Source organism: Thermosipho melanesiensis BI429 (genome assembly GCF_000016905.1).
Taxonomy (GTDB): domain Bacteria; phylum Thermotogota; class Thermotogae; order Thermotogales; family Fervidobacteriaceae; genus Thermosipho; species Thermosipho melanesiensis.
In genome coordinates, this window is record NC_009616.1 from 649,315 (window position 1) to 667,104 (window position 17,790).

Below are 17,790 nucleotides of genomic sequence, written 5' to 3' on the forward strand. Positions count from 1 at the left end.
AGGTGAAAGTATGAAAGTACATATTTATAGAATCTTTTTCAACACTTTAGATCACCCAAAGCATTTCGCATTATCCATATATTTCCAAGGATGTGACAGAATTCCTAAGTGTCCTTTCTGTCACAACAAAGAGACATGGGAACCATTTAGAGGTTTTGAATATAACGTGGAAAAACTAATAATTAGAATAAAGGAAAAAATAAACGATATTATTGACCTTCACGAAAAAATAGCAATAGTTTATCTAGGTGGTGAACCACTTGCACCATACAACAGAAGAGCATTATTAGAGATATCCAAATCACTAAAAGAAGAATTTTCTGAAAAAATAATAAACACACTATATACCTGGCGAACACTTGAAGATATTAAAAATCAAAAATTAAGCAGTTTTATTGAATATATAGATGAAGCCATTTTAGGACCATATGACCACGATCAAAGGAATACAGATAAAGATGGGAATCTGCTTTTTCCAGCTTCAAAAAATCAAAAATATATAATTTTAGGGAGGAATAAGGTATGTACGAAAATATATTAAACAAATGGTTAAATGTAGAACCATCAAAAAACGCATATAAGATACTTACAGAAAGATATTTCTTCAAGAATTTAAATGGTAAATTTTTAGAAACAAAATGGGATGATGTATGTAGAAGAGTAGCAAGGGTTGTTGCTACTGCAGAGCTTGTAAATAATCCAAAACTATCTAACAAAAAATTAGATGAAATAAAAGAATTAGAAGAAACGTTTTTTAAAATGTTAAAAGCAAGAATTTTTATTCCAAACAGTCCAACACTATTTAATGCCGGAATGGGGGTAAGACATGAACTACTATGGAAACCTATAGAAGAAATGACATTAGAAGACTATGAAGAAATTTACAAAACAAGGAACCACTTGCACATGTTGTCTGCATGTTTTGTAGTACCAATTGAAGATAGTATAGATGAAATATTTGAAGCCGTAAAAGAATATGCACTAATAACAAAAGCAGGAGGTGGAATTGGTTCAAACTTCTCAAATCTTAGACCTAAAGGTAGTTTTGTTGCAGGTACTCACGGACAAGCTTCTGGGCCTGTATCATTCATGCACGTTTATAATTCTGCTATTGCGGTAGTTGAACAGGGATACAAAAGAAGGGGAGCATTAATGGGGATCTTAAACATAAATCATCCGGATATTGAAGAATTCATAACAGCAAAAGAAAATAACGATGGTGAAAAGATTTTAAAATACTTTAACATATCAGTTGGTATACCATTTGATAAAAAAGAATTCTTAAAAATATACGAAAACGACGAAGAAATAACATTAACACATCCAAAGTTCAAAGAAACTAGAAAAATTAAAGCAAGACATATTCTAAAAAGAATAGCAAAAAATGCGTGGAAGACAGGAGATCCTGGTCTTGCATTTTTACACGAAATGAATAAATATTATCCACTCTACCCTGAAAAAGAAATAATTTCTACAAATCCATGTGGCGAAATAGGTCTTGCCCCATACGAAGCATGTAATCTTGGCTCAATAGACGTTTCAAAATTTGTAGAAAATAATCAAATTGATTGGAAAGCATTAGAAACAACAGTAAGACTTACTGTAAGATTTTTGGATAATGTTATAGATGTTAATGTATTTCCATTAGAAAAAATAACAAAAGCAGTAAAAGAAAGTAGAAGATTAGGCCTTGGAATTATGGGTTTTGCAGATCTACTATATAAATTAAACGTGCCATACAACTCCGAAAAAGGTAGAGAAATAGCTGCAAATCTAATGGGATTTATAGCATTACACGGACATGATGAATCAAATAAATTAGGAAGGGAAAAAGGAAACTTCCCACTTTTTGAGAAAAGTAGATTCTTTAAAGAAGAGAATTTTGTACCATTTGCAATGGGAATGAGTAAATATGATGATGAAATAAAAGAAGTTATGAAAGAAGCTAAAAAAGGAAAACGAAATGTAGCAGTTTTAACTATTGCCCCAACTGGATCTATTTCAAATATAGCAGATACAAGTAGCGGTCTTGAACCAAATTTTTTACTTGCATATGTAAGATATATGAATAAACACGATGGAGGAAAAGAAGCATTATTTTACATAAATAAAGTACTAGAACAAAAACTTGATCCTATAACACTTGAAAAAATAAAAGAAAAATTAATAGAAAAAGGTTCTTTACAAGAATTAGATGTTCCAGAAGAAATTAAAAAAGTCTTTGTAACAGCAATGGATATATCACCTATGGATCATCTTCTAATGCAAGATGCATTCCAAAGATATGTGGATAACAACATATCAAAAACAATTAATATGCCTTCAAATGCAACAGAAGAAGATGTACTAAACATCTACCTTGAAGCATTTAAACTCAATGTGAGAGGGCTTACAATTTACAGAGATGGATCACTACAGACACAAGTGTTAACAGCTGCAAAACATGTGAAAACAAAAGATGCTCCAAAGGTTCAATTCTTCCTTTTAGATGAAAAACATAAATTACGTCCAAAACCAAGAAAAAACACATTAAGAAGCGTAACAAGAAAATACAAAACCAAAGATAATACTACTTATATAACTGTATCATTCGATGACAGTGGAGAAGCTGTTGAAATCTTTCTTTCAAATGGAACAGAACTTGCCGAATCAATTGGAAGACTTTCGTCTATTGCACTAAGGGCAGGAGTTTCCATAGAAGAAATACTAGAACAACTGCAAAAAGTAAATGGGCGATACACAAAAGGTTTAGCAGAAGAAATCAAAAAAGCAATAGATGACTTTGTCGAACTTTGGGGAAACACAGAAGTAGAAGAAGATGAAATTTTTAAAATAGATGGAACAATAAAAACAGCAGAAGAAGTAGAAAAATTTGTTATGGCAAATGATTTAGAATGGAGTGAAGGATACTACGTAGATGAAAACGGAAATGTATATTGTCCATCGTGCTTGTCTAAAAACAGTATAATTAAACAAGAAGGGTGTATGAGTTGTAAAAAATGCGGTTGGAGTAAATGTAGTTAATATGATATAAACTATTTAAAAAAGGCGCATTTTTGCGCCTTTTATTTTTTTAAAATTTTTCAACCTCGTTTTTTGTAACTGCTAACGCCGCCGCTTCCGTAGCAAACTTCAAAGAAAATTCAATATCAAACTTCTCATCTAGAGCAACAGAAAACACTCCATTAAACACTCCACAAGCTGCATTAGTGTCAACTGCTCTAACCTTGAAAGCTGGTATTTTTATTTTGACATTTTCATCGAAATAAAAGCCAAACCATTGCTATCATTAACTATCACATAGTCCTTAACACTCAACTTACCATACTGTTCTCTTAAAAATTGCCCGTAAGAATCATTTTCGATACACGTTGAATTATTATTTGAAAGTTTCACTACAGCTTGATTTGAACATTTTCAACCAGGAAAAAACTCTAATTTCAGTGCTTTTTGAGTTTCGCCAGGCAATGTGAATCTTTCAACTGTCGATACCGCATCCATATCTGAACTTCCAACTATAGCAATCACTTTACCATCTCATTTGTGGAATTTCTAATAACTATTTCTGATTTAAATATTACGCCTTTATTTAAAAAGCTATTTCCCACTATTATTTTTAAAAGCAATTCTGCTGCTTCTCAACCATCTCATAAATTGGCTATCTAACTGTTGTTAAAGGTGGTTTAAAATGCTTACTAAAAGGTATATCATCAAATCCTGCTACACTAACATCATCTGGTATTTTATATCCCATTTCTTCAATTGCATCAATAACACCATAAGAAATTAAATCATTTCTACAAAGCTATTGTATATGGCAACAATTTCACTTTTTTAACAAACTTATACCTAGATTCAGTAGTAAATGTCAAATGAGTTTTCTGGAGAATCTTTTAGAATTATTTTTTAATCAGCATTTTCTCCCAAAACTAATAAAAATTTTATTTTCTAAGACAGTTTTAAGGAAATTATAAGGACATTCTAAGTTTAAAAAGATATCATTAAGATACAAACTATCAGGAGGTGAAAGTATGTTCAAAAAACTAGGTATTATTTTATTAAGTGTATTTGTTTTATCCGGCTTGTTTGCTTTTGGCTATAGGCAAATAAATACTACATATCCTATGTATCGTAACTTACCTGAAAATTCTACTATCTCTGAAATTTCTTTATCTGGAATTGTAAAAGAAATCAAAGCTGAAATAGGAGAAGGAGTTAGACTAATTATTGAAGTAGATGGTAAAGAATATACAGTACATGCAGGCCCCATATGGCTTTACAAAAACTTAAAAACAAATGACGAAATACAACTAGAGGGTAGACTTGTTAGTACCGAAAACGAAGAATTCATTGTAGCAACAAAAATTATTTCAAATGGCACAGAACTTGTGCTAAGGAAAGATCAGAAACCTGTATCTTCACAAACCAATAAAAGAAACAATAATAAAGGAAATAATAACAGAAGAAACAATAAATCTATGGGCAGAAGAAATAACAGACGGTAAAAAACTAGGCTTCGGAACATTCCGAAGCCTAGTTTTAAAATAATACTTCTCCAAAAATATCAACGAATATAGAGGACAACTCATTTCTTATTTTCAAACCTAAATTATAGTCTTCCTCATATTGAGCAAATCCTAAAACCCACTTGCTCAGTATTCTGGTTTGTTCAAATTCTCCAAAAACTTTATACGTCTCCCAAAAAGGCAATTGTACACCTAATTTATAATTACCATTTTCAAAGCTATACATTCCATTCATTTCATAATCAAAAATTGAAATATTCACATCAATATTTCTCAAATAGTATATAATTTTCAGATTCCCATCTCCAAATACTGCATCAAAATAAATAATTGGATCAAAATCTTCCAAAAATATTCCTCCTATTAATCTCATATCAACAAAGCCACCGCTTAAATTGTAACCTGTTAAAATAGAATCACTTGCATTAAAATATCTATTTCCATACACCAATTCAAAATTGCCAATTTTTGCTCCTGCAAGAAAAGGTAGAGAATTACCAGCAACACCTAAGTCTAAAAACACTGTATCATTGTAACTTACCAATACACCTTCAGAAATACCTTCTATTGGAAAATCAATATATGATTTGTAGCGTGCATTAAATTTAAATCTATACAAATTAAATTCCAGATTGGCATAATCTATATTTGCACCAGAAAATCTCAAACCAAATTCTATTTCATCTGAGGGCGTGTATACAAATTTCAGAAAATTTGACAAACCTTGACCTATCAATAAACTAGAAGAATCGTATTTGTAAGTCATTACAAAAGAAAATTCTCCTGAAATTTCTACTCCTTCGCTAGTTTCTTCTTTGGGTTTCTTTATTATTAATTCCCTTCTTCTTCAATCAACTCAAAAACAGAATTTTTCCCACCATATCCATCAGGAACATTGGAACTCGTTCCATAAAAAATAAAAAATAAAGAGGCTGAAAAGCCTCTTTGTTTGGCGTGCCCGGGGAGATTCGAACTCCCAACCTTCAGATCCGCAGTCTGACGCTCTATCCAATTGAGCTACGGGCACATAATTCAAAAATGGGGGAATAAATCCCCCTAAATCTGGCGGAGAGGGAGGGATTCGAACCCTCGGTGGGGTTACCCCCACACTTGCTTAGCAGGCAAGCGCCTTCGACCACTCGGCCACCTCTCCGAAATATTACGTATAAAATTTTAACGTAAAAACGAACAAATGTCAAGAAAATTGTGGGATTTTCAAAAATACTTTTTTGCATTCTAAGGTAAAACAATTTCGTTTGGACTTCTTAACAAAATAATTGGCTTTTCATCATCCAACCAAAGCTCTCCATAAAACTTCACCGTTTTACCTTTTAATTTATTTAAATCATAATTTTTAAAAAAATAATAAAACTCTTCTTCTCTTATTTTTATAGTAAACCAATCAGAATTTATATACCACATACCACCACTTTTGTATACACTACTTACTGTTCCTTTCAAAAAGACAATCTTACCTACATATTCTCTCGAAAAACTAGTTAAAACAGGTGCGGTATTCCACTTTGAAAAAATCCCTTTTTTATGGCCAAAAGCATATTTATACGCTTCAACTATTCGAAAAGTCAATTCTGAATCTACATTTTCAAAATATATTAATGGTCTTGCAAGTCCTTCTTTTAATACTTCTTCTTCATAAAAAACTGTTCCACTAGCAGATTTTCCAAACACATACGCAAGTGTTCTACCATAACTATCTTTTCCTGCTTTTTTCAAATAAACTTCATATTTTCTCACGAAGTTTTCCAAAAAATTTTTGCCTCTTCCCCAAACTCACCAATTGGTTTACTCCCACTATGAATTTCCGGAGTATCTATACCAACAATTCTCACTTTTTCTTCGTTTGCCGTATAAAACGTATCACCATCTATTACAGTTGTTACAATTTCTAAATTTACACAGGATGTAAGTAATAAAACAAAAGCAAAGAATAATACAAAAAGTTTTTTCACACTATAGCCTCCTTATAAAAGCTCCGCAAAAGCGGTGCTTTAAATTATTGAATTATGATAATATCCTCTTGATATCTTGGTAAAATTTCATATTCACCTTTATAAACTGTTAACATTCCTTGAACCTTAACTTTTTTCCCTACCTCAACTTCTGAAATATCTATATTTGTTCCCTTTTTCAAGTAAATCTTTATCAAAAATTCCCTTGTATCTACAATGAAATCAAATTTCCTTTTTTCCTTTACAACGCCTTCAACATAAACAAAACTAGATATAAAGGTTTTTGACAAACTCGTCAAAACATCAGGTCTTGGCGTTTTTCTACCCACTTTTTCAACATTTTTTGCAACAATTTCAATTATACCATTCCACAATTTACTTCTTCCGTTTACTACTACAACATCACCAACTTCTAAATTTTCCATTAAAGAAGGAGCATATATCATCAAACCTGCTGTTTCGTCTTGAATATAAAAGCTTCCTTTACTAAGTAAATCTTTTGGAGAAGCGATAATACCCTTTACAACATACGTTTTTCCTTCTTCTCCCAAAATTACATCCATAACAGTATTATATATTTCCGCGGATTCCTTGTTTTTCTCTACAACAATAGGAGAAATTTCTTTTTTCTTTGAGCCAAATAAAGATATCCTATCAAATTCAAGTGTATAAAAATAATTCAACTCAACTGCTATTTTTTGCTCTCCTGAAATATTTGCAATTAAATCTCCATTACCTATCTTAAATACAAAATCCTTAAACGATACTTTTAAACCATATAAAGGTAAATAACTTGGATTAGATGCCCAAACACTGTTATATCTCAAAAATAATCCGAAATTGTAATCATTCAAAGTGTAATCTATATCCATATAATATGCCCACGCATCTGATGAAAATGCAACACTATTGGGATCACCATCTAAATAATCCGCATCGTATTTGTTAGCACCAAGTTTTAAATACTGAGTACTAAAAGCAAAATCACCAAAATTAACCCTTGCTCCTATTAAATATGAAAAATTGGCAATATCCGTCGTCTTTGCAGATAATGCTCCCCAAGCAAATATCGAAAATTTACCAAAATCAATAGATTTAGTCAAATCAAATGATACTTGATTATATTTTGTTTCATAATACCCCCCAAAATTGAACCCAAACAATTCAATTTGTAAATACCCTGCAAAATTATTATAGTCAATATCATATGCTACTCCTAAAGAAAATTTATCGCCTTTTATATCCATTCCTACTCCATAATAGTCAAATTTTAATCCACCTAATCTTAATCCTTCAAATTTCTCTGTTTGAGTTTTTTTCAACCTTGCCTTTAAAATATCCATTTTAAAATTGACACCAAAAATATCAAATTTTGTTTCAAAATAATAATATCTTGGTTTAAAAATCGAATTCATTCCCAAATCAAAAGAATCATGTGTTAACTTCAAATAATCTGTCACTTTGAACGATAAAAAATCAAAAGGCTGATAAGTTACATAAAGTATTGGAAAATAATCAAGTGTACCATCATCTACTCCTATTGTTGTTAAATTTAATACCGACAAAGAAAAGTTTGAAAATGACAAAATGGAAAATAATAAAACAATGAAGATAACTATTTTTCTCATATATTCACCTCCGATAAAAATAGGGCCTTTCGGCCCTTGTAGTATTTAATTTCTTTTAACTAAAATTCAACATTCGAAGCATCAAAAATAAACAATTCCCATTTGTCGTAAAAACCTTTCAGAAAACCTGTTAAAGTAGCTGGCTTATCTATTATTGTTTCTGTTGCCAGTCCTGAAGGTATATAAACATGCAATGTTGCTTCTCCTGTTTCTATTGGATATTTTATCTCAAAATCTTTAATCGAATCTTCTTTCATATAATTTAACGTTCCATTTACAGTAACAAAATTAAAGTTCCATTTTGCAAAAGCCTCAACATCAGTTGTCGTTCCACTTTTTAACAACCAATTATTATCCAACTTAACGTTTAAAAGAACTGGTGAAGGATTATCTCCCGTTGTTGTGGAAACAAGCGTTGGATTTTCTAATTGCAAGTTATCGTAATAATAATCCAGCGTTCCTGTAACAGTTATTTTATCGCCTACTTCCACAGTTGCTGGAAAATCTCTATTGTATATATCTAATCCCGTTACACCATCAAAAATAACTACTTCATCACTATCTTTGTAAATAACTACCCCTGTGACTGATGCATCTGTAGTACCGCTAAAATAACCTAATTTTGCATTGTAAATACTTGATGTTTCACCACTTCCACCATTATTATCAGGTGGTAAAAACTACATACATCCAGAAAAAACAAAAAATAAAAGTGCTATTCCTAAAAAAATTGCTAAATATTTTTTCATAATATCTCTTTCTTTTTAAGATATTAGCAATAGTATTATATAACACCATACAAGATTTTTCAAAAAATATTCCATAAATTTTCCTTACTTGTTGAAACGGCAATTGCACCCGCTGCTAAAATTTTTTTCACTTGATTTTCAGTACTTACAAGTCCTCCGGAAATAATGGGTTGTTCTACACTCTGCTTTATAAACCTTATCATATCTGGTATAAGGCCAGGTAAAACTTCCACAAAATTAGCTTTATGCTTTTTTATCTGCTGAATACCCGTTTCAACAGCTTTTGAGTCTATTAAAAAAATCCTTTGAACTGTCATTAATCCTATTCTGTTTGCAAAAACAATAAGATTGGATCTTGTTGTGATTATTCCATCTGCGCATACAAATTCTTTTACAAGCTTTACACTTGCTTCATCCCTTCCCAGACCATTAATAAGGTCAATATGTACAAAAACTTTTTTTCCATTTTCCTTTAACTTTTGCGTTGCATTTTGTGTATTGAATATATCTCCCTCTAGTAAAAAAACCGAAGACACGGGAATTTGTACAATTTTTTCAACAAATTTTAAATCTCTTATTGCAGGCACTATAGGATATACAAATGGATGCACGTCATTCACTCCATTTCATCGACCTTTTCACTGCTTCTTTCCATTTTCCATATAACTTTTTCCTTTGCTCTTTGTTAATCTTAGGTTCAAATCTCTTATTAAGATTCCACTTTATTTCTTCCTTAGTTTTCCATACACCCGTTGCAAGCCCTGCAAGATATGCTGCCCCCAAAGCAGTTGTTTCAGTAATCTCTGGTCTTTCCACAGGTATTCCAAGAATATCTGCCTGAAACTGCATTAAAAAGTTATTATTGGAAGCCCCGCCATCAACTCTGAGCGTTCCCATTTCAATTCCAGATTCCTTTGCCATTACTTCTAAAACATCTCTTGTCTGATAAGCTATTGATTCCAAAACCGCCCTTACAATATGAGCTCTTGTTGTACCTCTCGTGATTCCGATTAAAAGCCCTCTTGCATACATATCCCAATATGGCGCACCTAATCCTACCATTGCAGGAACAAAGTAAAGCTCCCCTGAATCTGGAACAGAAAATGCTATTTCTTCCGTCTCATAAGCACTCTCAATAATTTTTAGATTATCTCTCAACCACTGTACGGCTGCACCGGCAATAAATATACTTCCCTCCAACGCATAGTCTACTTTATCATCTACTCCCCAAGCTATCGTCGCAAGCAATCCAGAATTTGAGTAATAAGGTTTTTCGCCTGTATTCATCAATATAAAACAACCTGTACCGTACGTATTTTTTATCATTCCCTTATCAAAGCACGTTTGTCCAAAAAGAGAGGCTTGTTGATCTCCCGCATCCCCTGCTATTGGTATTCTCCCACCAAAAACTTCAGTATATCCATACACCATGCTGGAAGGAACTGGTGTAGGTAATATACTTTTTGGTATATTCAATATCTCTAAAATTTCTTCATCCCATTTTAGAGTATTAATATTAAATAGCATGGTCCTTGATGCATTTGAGTAATCTATAACGTGAACCTTACCACCTGTAAGGTTCCAGATAAGCCAAGAATCTACTGTTCCAAAAAGTATATTTCCCTTTTCTGCTTCTTCTCTTACCCCTGGAACATTATCAAGTATCCATTTGATTTTAGTACCTGAAAAATAAGCATCTATAACAAGCCCTGTTTTTTCTTTTATTAAATTCTCATATCCATCTTCTTTTAATCTTTCACAAATATCTGCTGTCCTTCTACATTGCCAAACTATTGCATTATATACAGGTTTCCCAGTTCTTTTATTCCACAAAATGGTTGTTTCTCTTTGATTAGTTATACCAATTGCAGCTATATTTTCATATCCAACAGTATCTACTGCTAACTTTGCCACTTCAATTTGGGAGTTTAAAATATCAAATGGATCATGTTCTACCCAGCCAGGTTTTGGATATATCTGTTTGTATTCTTTATTCTTTACAAAAACACTTTGTCCGTTTTCATCAAATAATATAGCTCGTGAACTAGTTGTTCCTTGATCCAGCGCCAAAATGAACACCATATCCCCCCTTGGTCTTTTTTAATTTTTTCTCAATACTGTTCTTGTTGCAACGAGATTAGCACCTGTTCCCAATATATCCTTAACTATTATATCACCTCTTTTCACAGGTGCACTAACTTTAAGTGTTTTTACATAACCTATTATTTCATTCAACCTCTTTTTGGGAACTGGTTTATCAGTTTTAGTCGATGCAAGTTCCATGAACCCATTTTCAACTTTTACACTAATTGTTAAAATCCTCTTTGGATCAATCATTTCGTTTTTTGCATATTCAAATCCTCTAGGACATCTATTACCTTCAACTTTTATTTCTTCGCCTTCCATGTAAACCTTTAGCTCACAACCAATGGGACAGGATATACATGTTAACTTTTTAATCAATTTCATTCACCTCCACGGTGATGTCTTTCTTGTCAAGATTTTTAACTACAAAATCTATCATCTCGCTTGGTCTAATCCTCCAATTAAATTTTCTAATTATTTTATCGTTAAATTTTAAAACAGACCTGTTAAAACTCCTCTTCGGTCTAATATATATCTTAAAAGAATGTTCACCGGAAAATTTTTGGGGCAACAAAACACCAATATTTTTCCCTCTCAAAAATCTATTGTTAGATTCAGGAAATTTTTTACCCCTTGCAACAAGCGAGGCATAATATCCTGCAATCTTTCCCTCATCATATACAAAATCTACAAGATCATGTATAGCTATGTTATTTCCAGCTGCAAATATCCAATCAACACTTGTTCTCATAAATTCATCAACAACTGGTCCTCTGTTTATTGGATCCATTTCAACGAAGTCTTCAATTAATTCATTTTGTGGTATCAATCCGACTGATGTAACGAGTGTATCCACTTCTATTTTCTTTTCCGTTCCTGGTATAGGATTCCAATTTTCATCTACTTTTGATATAGTTACCGCCTTTAATCTTTCATCACCGTGTAAATCAATTACTGTATGACTTAACAAAAGGGGAATATCAAAATCTTCCAAACATTGTACAACATTACGGATAAGCCCACCTGGTTCTGGCATTATTTCCACAACACCAACAACATCCATTCCTTCTATTTTTAACCTTCTTGCCATAATAAGTCCAATATCACCAGATCCCACAATTAAAACCCTTTTCCCAGGTAATCTATTGTAGATATTAACCATTCTCTGGGCAACACCTGCTGTGTATACTCCCGAAACTCTTACTCCAGGAATTCTTAGGGAACTTAATGGCCTTTCTCTTGCCCCAGTTGCCATTATAAGTGTTTTTACCTCAAAAACCACTATTCCATCCTCAGATAATGTAACTACTTCTTTTGAATTTGGATCAATTTTTAACACTGTAAAATTTGGTCTTATAACATCTTCTTCAAGTTCTTCCCACATTCTTTCCATAAATTCCGGTCCAGTAAGTTCTTCTTTGTATACGTGTAATCCAAACCCATTGTGAATACACTGGTTTAACACACCACCAGTGTTTCTATCCCTCTCAAGTAAAACTGTCTTAACACCTTGCTTTGTAGCAGAAATAGCAGCCGCAAGCCCAGCAGCTCCCCCACCTACAATTAAAACATCTACTTTTTCCCTTCTCATGCTCTCACCTTACCATCCATTATCCATGAATTTTCATAATTTTGTTTTACTTGTTCAATGGGAATATTAAGTTCCCGAGATAGTATTTCCATTATCTTCAAACTACAAAACCCCCCTTGACATCTACCAAAAGAGGCCCTTGTTCTAAACTTTACTCCATCTAATGTTCTTGCCCCTCTCCTAATAGCCTCAACTATTTCTCCCTCTGACACATTGTTGCAAAAACACACTGTTCTTCCAAAACGTGAATCTTTTTTTATAAGTGCTTCCCATTCATCTAGCGAAACCGTCTTAATATTTGGTATTTTCTTTCTGTATGGGTTAAAGTCCTTCTTTTTCATAAGTTGTACCCTTAAATCTTCTGGTATTATCTTTTCAACAATGTATTTTGCAAAAGCAGGTGCCGCTGTAAGTCCTGGAGATCTAATTCCCGCAACATTTATAAATCCCCAAACCTTTGTAGGACCTATTATAAAATCTTTATCTTTTGTCTCAGGCCTCAAACCTGCAAATGTTTTAACCGTATATGCAATATCAACTTTTGGTACTAATTTTTTTGATTTCATATATACTTCGTTTAATCCTTCCTTAGTTGTGGAGAGATCATCCTTTTTATCTTTTGATAAATCAATTGCATTTGGACCTAAGAGTATTCCACCATCCACAGTCGGAACAACAAGGATTCCCTTTGATTTTTTTGTAGGAGTGGGAAAAATCACCATGTTTATAAGCCCATTTAATTTCTTATCTAATAATATATATTCTCCTTTTCTCGGAAAAATTTCAAAATCAGCTACTCCAGCCATCTTTGCTATTTCGTCTGCAAATAATCCTGCTGCGTTTATTATTATATCTGCATCATATTCTCCTTTATTTGTAATCAATTTTGAAACCTTTCCTTTACGCACCATAATATCAACTACTTTTTCACTCAAGTGTAAAAATGCACCATTTTCCATCGCATTTTCAACCGCAGCCATTGAAACATCCCAAGGTTCTGTAATACCCGCACTAGGACACCATAGTGCAGCAATAGCTTCATCGCTTATATTTGGTTCCTTTTCTTTTAACTCTTTTTTGTCCAATATTTCAAGTTCTTCTACCTTGTTTTTCTTACCTCTATCTTTCAGTTCTTTTAAATACTCTAGATCTTTTTCTTTAAAAGCAACAACAAGTGAGCCTGTTCTCATAAAACTAATATCTAGTTCTCTAGCAAGTTCATCGTAAAGTTTGTTACCTTCTGCTGAAAACATTGCTCTTATCGAATTTGGTGGATCATCATATCCACCATGAACAATTGCGGAATTTGCTTTTGTAACTCCCCAACCAATATCTGGTGCTTTCTCTACCAAATGCACTTCAACATCATATTTTGAAAGCTCACGAGTGATAAGGCTTCCTGATATTCCCGCACCAATAACAAAGACTTTCATGGTTACACCTCCAATAAATAAAAGATGCCATGTACCACCACGTGGCCTATGGCATCTCCTATTCTCCTGCCTAAAAATTATTAACTTTCTGTTAATTCATTATAACAAATTATATCATAATCACTTTTTATATTTCAAGGCTTTTTGCTGTTTCATTTTGTATAATTTCTCATCCGCTTTTTTGTACGTTTTTTCAAATTGTACATATCTAGAAATACCATATGAAAAATCCAAATTTATTTTCTCTTTTACTTTCTTTCTAATATTTTCTATTAATCCCTTAGGATCTTCTAAATGCGTTACTATTGCAAATTCATCTCCACCTAACCTAATAAAATAATCGTTTGTAGAAAGATTTCCTTCTACTATTTCTGAAAAGCTCTTCAATATCTTGTCTCCGTAACCATGACCATATTTATCATTCAACAACTTAAAATCATTCAAATCTATTAAAATAAAATACCCACCAGGTTTTAATCTATCAATTATGTTTCTATTAAACGCATTAGTCAACGGGTCTTTCAAAATTTCATTTGATAAAAACCTATGTTCCAAAACCAATTTTTCAAAATCCTTTGAAAGCATAACAATTACCGAAATCGCAGAAACTGTAAATGCATAACTAGTAAGTAATTCTTTGGTATTTGGAACAAAAAGTGAAACAATAGATTCTATAACAACAATAGCGGAAAAAACCGATGAAAAATAAAGATATTCCACCTTTAAAGCAAAAACACGTATAACTGTATACACCAAAGCAAAAATCATAAATACATTCGTTATTTGAGTAACTTTAACATAAATCGTGAAATCAAATGATATAGATACTAAAATAAGAAATGTTATGAAAACAATTACAATCCACCTTGAAGTAAACTTGTTATTTTTATACGTCTCCACAGCATAAATGCAAAAAACTAAAGAACTATAAGAAGCCAAAGACAATAATTTCAAAAATGCAAAATATAAATTCAAACTAAATGTTGTCTCTCTCACACCAAAATGTAAAAGAAAAAAAGCAGTTAACATGAAAAATATTCCAAAACTGATATAAGAATATCTCAACTGTATATCCCTGATCGCCGTACCAAAAATCCAAGAAACGATGGCAGAAATTATACTTATTCCAATAGAAATATATATAAACTTTTCCTTAAAAAATTCTTTATAAAAAACATATTTTCTAGCATTTTCTTTAGTTGTAAGAAATGGTTTGCTCGATAAGCCAACATCATATATACCAAATATTTCAATAGTTAGATAATTTTCATCTTTTAACTTTTCAAGTTCTATTTTAAATGTTTTATTCCAAATATTTGCCGTTTCACTTCCAAATTTATAAATTAACTCATTATTCAAATAAACCTTTATAATATTCCCAGACACCCTTGAAAAAACTAATGTATCATATCCAACGTTATTAAATTTTCCCTTTAGCAACCAAACACTTCTTTTCCCTGTCGCTTTGTAATAGGGAAGAAAAGGCTCAAAATCTATTTCTAATCTTTCTTTTGGTGGTGGAAAATTTACTAGAAAACTAAATAAATAATATGAAAAAATTGCAAATAATATAGAAATAATTGCTTTTTTTATTTTATCGCCCCCAAAGGTATTCTAACATAAATTTTGAACTTTTGTAGAATTTTTTGGTCTAATTTTGAGGAGAGGGGGTGAAATGATGAGGATTAACAATAGCGTTAATCTTTGGATAACGCATAGACTTCTTTCTTTTCAAGATCAAAATAAAGCCAACATGGCGGAAGTTGTTACTGCCCAGAAACTACTCACAAGTGATATTGCAGGTGCAGCTATTTATGAAAGAATGAGAAGTCAAATTGAGAGATATGGTAAAGTTATAGAAAATATTTATACAGGAGTAGATATGTTAAATACAGCAGACAGTGCTCTCTCTTCAATATATGATAACTTACAAAGAATGCGCGAACTTGCAGTACAGGCTTCAAATGGAACACTTACTGAAAATGAAAGGGCCGCTTTAAATGAAGAATATAACCAACTGCTTGAACAAATTAAAACTACAGTAAAAAATACAGAATTTAACAACAAGCAACTATTAACAGGTAATTTTGAGAATATAGAAATACAAGTCAACCCAAATGGCAAATCACAAAACATAAGTATTCCAAATGTCCAAACAGATGCATTAAACATTGAAGATACTAATATATTAACCATTGAAAATGCACATACTGCCATTGAAAGACTTGATAATGCAATTAATACTATTTCAGAAACAAGAAGTAATATAGGCGCAAATGTAAATGCCTTAAAACAATACGGAGCTGTTGCTGCAAACGCTTTTGAAAATATTACTTCAAGTACAAGTAATATCCATGATACGGATATAGCAAAAACTCTATTGGAAATTACCAAAAACAATATACTTTCACAAACACTTCTCTCTCTCTCCACCCAATCAAATATATCCGCATGGTCTGTATTGCGGCTCTTAGGATGACTCGCAAAAAGTAAAGGGCCGGAAAATCCGGCCCTTTTATTTTTGGTGCCGAGGGCGGGACTCGAACCCGCATGGGGTGTCAACCCCAGTTGATTTTGAGTCAACCGCGTCTCCCAATTCCGCCACCTCGGCATCATTAAATATTTTAACATATAAAAATAGGATGTCAATAAATTAAGTTGTATTCGGATAAGATTTTCCAATTCTTGTTTTTATTATATTCTATTTCCACTACCTTCACAGGTTCATCTGAAAAAATATGTGGAATAAGATGTTTATCTATATCTGTTAAATTTTCATCATTTAACTTTTCTATTTCTATCCACTTTAACTTTCCTTCATCACTCTCTACAAATTTATCCGTAGAAACTTTTCCCCTAAAAATAAATAAAATCCAATTGTAGTTTTCTGGCCCTATTTCTGTTGTTACCATACGCAAATTAATATCTTTCAGCTCTAAACCTGTTTCTTCAAAAAATTCCCTTCTTACGGCATCTTCAACATTTTCTCCAACTTCAACTTTGCCACCTGGTGGTACCAAGCAATTAGCAAACGGTTCCTTTTTTCTTAAAATAAACAATATCTTATTTTTAAACTCTGCATAACATATTACTGCCTCTTTTTGCCTATTATTTTTTCTTAATTTATTAATCATATCTAAATAATCCACATTAATCACCTTTCACAAAGATATTGTATATTTCTTTTTCATTATCTACATGTACAAACTTTATTCCTATTTTTTCACATGCTATATCATTTTCCGTATCACCTATCATAACACAATCAGCTGGATTAATTGATAACTTTTCTACAATTTCCTTAAAAAAACGGGGATCAGGTTTTACAAAATGTGAATTTTCCATATGTGCTATGTAACAAAACCGTTTAGGTGATAAATCTACAAACCTAATTCTCTCATTAACCGCTATCTTTGGAAACAATGGATTTGAGGCAAAAATTACTTCTTTGTCGGTATTTTTAATCAACTCCACTAAAAAATCATTTTTGGTTATTATGTCTTTTAATTTAGAAAACTCTCTTTTGTAAAACTCCATAAACAAATTCTCCCAGTACTTTCTATCTCCATTATCGGAAATTTTTTCAAGAAACTTTTCAAAGAGATTTTTTCCATTATCCGTATCCTTTGCCGTTTCTTCAACCGCTTTCATAACTTTCCGTGATATTTCACTAAGATCTATACCAGAAAATTTTGAAAGCAGAAAAAAATACCTTTCGAAAAACTCACTCTCGGGATTCTTAATTAACGTACCATCGTAATCCACAAAAATATACAAAATATCACCGCCTTAATATATAATAATATAT

At 32.0% G+C, this 17,790-nt stretch carries 17 protein-coding genes, 3 tRNA genes and 1 pseudogene; 4 read left to right on the top strand and 17 right to left on the bottom strand.

The window, feature by feature from the left end; translation table 11 throughout:
* Nucleotides 1-10 precede the first annotated feature (10 nt).
* Nucleotides 11-541, top strand: a complete 531-nt coding sequence (locus TMEL_RS03190; protein WP_012056833.1) for a 4Fe-4S cluster-binding domain-containing protein — start codon at nt 11-13, stop codon at nt 539-541.
* Nucleotides 523-3,024 (top strand): adenosylcobalamin-dependent ribonucleoside-diphosphate reductase, encoded by a 2,502-nt coding sequence (locus TMEL_RS03195; protein ID WP_012056834.1) that lies wholly within the window; start codon nt 523-525, stop codon nt 3,022-3,024. The genes TMEL_RS03190 and TMEL_RS03195 overlap by 19 nt, the downstream gene beginning before the upstream one ends.
* Before the next feature lie 49 nt (nt 3,025-3,073).
* Here TMEL_RS03195 and TMEL_RS10480 read toward each other — a convergent pair whose 3' ends face one another.
* Nucleotides 3,074-3,247: a PfkB family carbohydrate kinase gene (locus TMEL_RS10480; RefSeq protein WP_307777296.1), complete on the bottom strand. Its 174-nt coding sequence runs from the start codon at nt 3,245-3,247 to the stop codon at nt 3,074-3,076.
* Nucleotides 3,248-3,658: 411 nt separating this feature from the next.
* A complete protein-coding gene (locus tag TMEL_RS10050) occupies nt 3,659-3,754 on the bottom strand; it encodes a substrate-binding domain-containing protein (RefSeq protein WP_231109763.1) in 96 nt (31 codons plus the stop codon).
* 277 nt (nt 3,755-4,031) lie between these two features.
* Here TMEL_RS10050 and TMEL_RS03200 point away from each other — a divergent pair, with 277 nt between their 5' ends.
* A complete protein-coding gene (locus TMEL_RS03200; RefSeq protein WP_012056835.1) occupies nt 4,032-4,505 on the top strand; it encodes a hypothetical protein in 474 nt (157 codons plus the stop codon).
* A 34-nt stretch (nt 4,506-4,539) separates the two neighbouring features.
* Here the strand turns inward: TMEL_RS03200 and TMEL_RS03205 are convergent, their stop codons facing one another.
* The 12 genes and pseudogenes from TMEL_RS03205 to TMEL_RS09915 form a co-directional block, all read right to left on the bottom strand.
* Complete coding sequence (locus TMEL_RS03205) at nt 4,540-5,292, bottom strand: hypothetical protein (RefSeq protein ID WP_012056836.1); 753 nt, start codon at nt 5,290-5,292, stop codon at nt 4,540-4,542.
* Nucleotides 5,293-5,476: 184 nt separating this feature from the next.
* Nucleotides 5,477-5,553: transfer RNA gene (locus tag TMEL_RS03210), tRNA-Arg, on the bottom strand.
* Nucleotides 5,554-5,589: 36 nt separating this feature from the next.
* Nucleotides 5,590-5,679, bottom strand: a tRNA-Ser gene (locus tag TMEL_RS03215).
* A gap of 83 nt (nt 5,680-5,762) precedes the next feature.
* Nucleotides 5,763-6,496, bottom strand: a pseudogene (locus tag TMEL_RS03220) (thermonuclease family protein).
* Between the two features lie 44 nt (nt 6,497-6,540).
* Nucleotides 6,541-8,124: a DNA-binding protein gene (locus tag TMEL_RS03225; RefSeq protein ID WP_012056839.1), complete on the bottom strand. Its 1,584-nt coding sequence runs from the start codon at nt 8,122-8,124 to the stop codon at nt 6,541-6,543.
* Between the two features lie 59 nt (nt 8,125-8,183).
* Nucleotides 8,184-8,615 carry a hypothetical protein gene (locus TMEL_RS03230; protein ID WP_012056840.1) on the bottom strand — a complete coding sequence of 144 codons (432 nt, stop codon included), beginning with the start codon at nt 8,613-8,615 and terminating at the stop codon, nt 8,184-8,186.
* A 317-nt stretch (nt 8,616-8,932) separates the two neighbouring features.
* The gene (locus TMEL_RS03235) at nt 8,933-9,484 is read right to left on the bottom strand and encodes a glycerol-3-phosphate responsive antiterminator (protein WP_041425953.1); all 552 of its coding nucleotides are present in this window, start codon (nt 9,482-9,484) and stop codon (nt 8,933-8,935) included.
* 1 nt (nt 9,485) lies between these two features.
* Nucleotides 9,486-10,952, bottom strand: a complete 1,467-nt coding sequence (gene glpK, locus TMEL_RS03240; RefSeq protein WP_143611057.1) for a glycerol kinase GlpK — start codon at nt 10,950-10,952, stop codon at nt 9,486-9,488.
* A 21-nt stretch (nt 10,953-10,973) separates the two neighbouring features.
* A complete protein-coding gene (locus tag TMEL_RS03245; RefSeq protein ID WP_012056843.1) occupies nt 10,974-11,336 on the bottom strand; it encodes a DUF1667 domain-containing protein in 363 nt (120 codons plus the stop codon).
* Nucleotides 11,329-12,549, bottom strand: a complete 1,221-nt coding sequence (locus TMEL_RS03250; RefSeq protein WP_012056844.1) for an NAD(P)/FAD-dependent oxidoreductase — start codon at nt 12,547-12,549, stop codon at nt 11,329-11,331. The genes TMEL_RS03245 and TMEL_RS03250 overlap by 8 nt, the downstream gene beginning before the upstream one ends.
* A complete protein-coding gene (locus TMEL_RS03255; protein ID WP_012056845.1) occupies nt 12,546-13,982 on the bottom strand; it encodes an NAD(P)/FAD-dependent oxidoreductase in 1,437 nt (478 codons plus the stop codon). The genes TMEL_RS03250 and TMEL_RS03255 overlap by 4 nt, the downstream gene beginning before the upstream one ends.
* Before the next feature lie 120 nt (nt 13,983-14,102).
* Nucleotides 14,103-15,422: a GGDEF domain-containing protein gene (locus tag TMEL_RS09915; RefSeq protein WP_012056846.1), complete on the bottom strand. Its 1,320-nt coding sequence runs from the start codon at nt 15,420-15,422 to the stop codon at nt 14,103-14,105.
* A gap of 238 nt (nt 15,423-15,660) precedes the next feature.
* Here TMEL_RS09915 and TMEL_RS03265 point away from each other — a divergent pair, with 238 nt between their 5' ends.
* Nucleotides 15,661-16,461 (top strand): flagellin, encoded by an 801-nt coding sequence (locus tag TMEL_RS03265; RefSeq protein WP_012056847.1) that lies wholly within the window; start codon nt 15,661-15,663, stop codon nt 16,459-16,461.
* A 43-nt stretch (nt 16,462-16,504) separates the two neighbouring features.
* Here TMEL_RS03265 and TMEL_RS03270 read toward each other — a convergent pair.
* The 3 genes from TMEL_RS03270 to TMEL_RS03280 all read right to left on the bottom strand — a co-directional run bounded on the left by TMEL_RS03270 (nt 16,505) and on the right by TMEL_RS03280 (nt 17,759).
* Nucleotides 16,505-16,593: transfer RNA gene (locus tag TMEL_RS03270), tRNA-Leu, on the bottom strand.
* Nucleotides 16,594-16,627: 34 nt separating this feature from the next.
* Nucleotides 16,628-17,131 (bottom strand): 8-oxo-dGTP diphosphatase, encoded by a 504-nt coding sequence (locus TMEL_RS03275; RefSeq protein WP_012056848.1) that lies wholly within the window; start codon nt 17,129-17,131, stop codon nt 16,628-16,630.
* Nucleotide 17,132: 1 nt separating this feature from the next.
* A complete protein-coding gene (locus tag TMEL_RS03280; protein WP_012056849.1) occupies nt 17,133-17,759 on the bottom strand; it encodes an HAD family hydrolase in 627 nt (208 codons plus the stop codon).
* Nucleotides 17,760-17,790: the final 31 nt, after the last annotated feature.

Excerpts from the sequence above, each read along its gene's own strand:
- TMEL_RS03190 (WP_012056833.1), top strand. The coding sequence starts at position 11 with ATGAAAGTACATATTTATAGAATCTTTTTCAACACTTTAGATCACCCA.
- TMEL_RS03195 (WP_012056834.1), top strand. The coding sequence starts at position 523 with ATGTACGAAAATATATTAAACAAATGGTTAAATGTAGAACCATCAAAA.
- TMEL_RS10050 (WP_231109763.1), bottom strand. The coding sequence starts at position 3,754 with ATGGGATATAAAATACCAGATGATGTTAGTGTAGCAGGATTTGATGAT.
- TMEL_RS03200 (WP_012056835.1), top strand. The coding sequence starts at position 4,032 with ATGTTCAAAAAACTAGGTATTATTTTATTAAGTGTATTTGTTTTATCC.
- TMEL_RS03205 (WP_012056836.1), bottom strand. The coding sequence starts at position 5,292 with ATGACTTACAAATACGATTCTTCTAGTTTATTGATAGGTCAAGGTTTG.
- TMEL_RS03225 (WP_012056839.1), bottom strand. The coding sequence starts at position 8,124 with ATGAGAAAAATAGTTATCTTCATTGTTTTATTATTTTCCATTTTGTCA.
- TMEL_RS03250 (WP_012056844.1), bottom strand. The coding sequence starts at position 12,549 with ATGAGAAGGGAAAAAGTAGATGTTTTAATTGTAGGTGGGGGAGCTGCT.
- TMEL_RS03255 (WP_012056845.1), bottom strand. The coding sequence starts at position 13,982 with ATGAAAGTCTTTGTTATTGGTGCGGGAATATCAGGAAGCCTTATCACT.
- TMEL_RS03265 (WP_012056847.1), top strand. The coding sequence starts at position 15,661 with ATGAGGATTAACAATAGCGTTAATCTTTGGATAACGCATAGACTTCTT.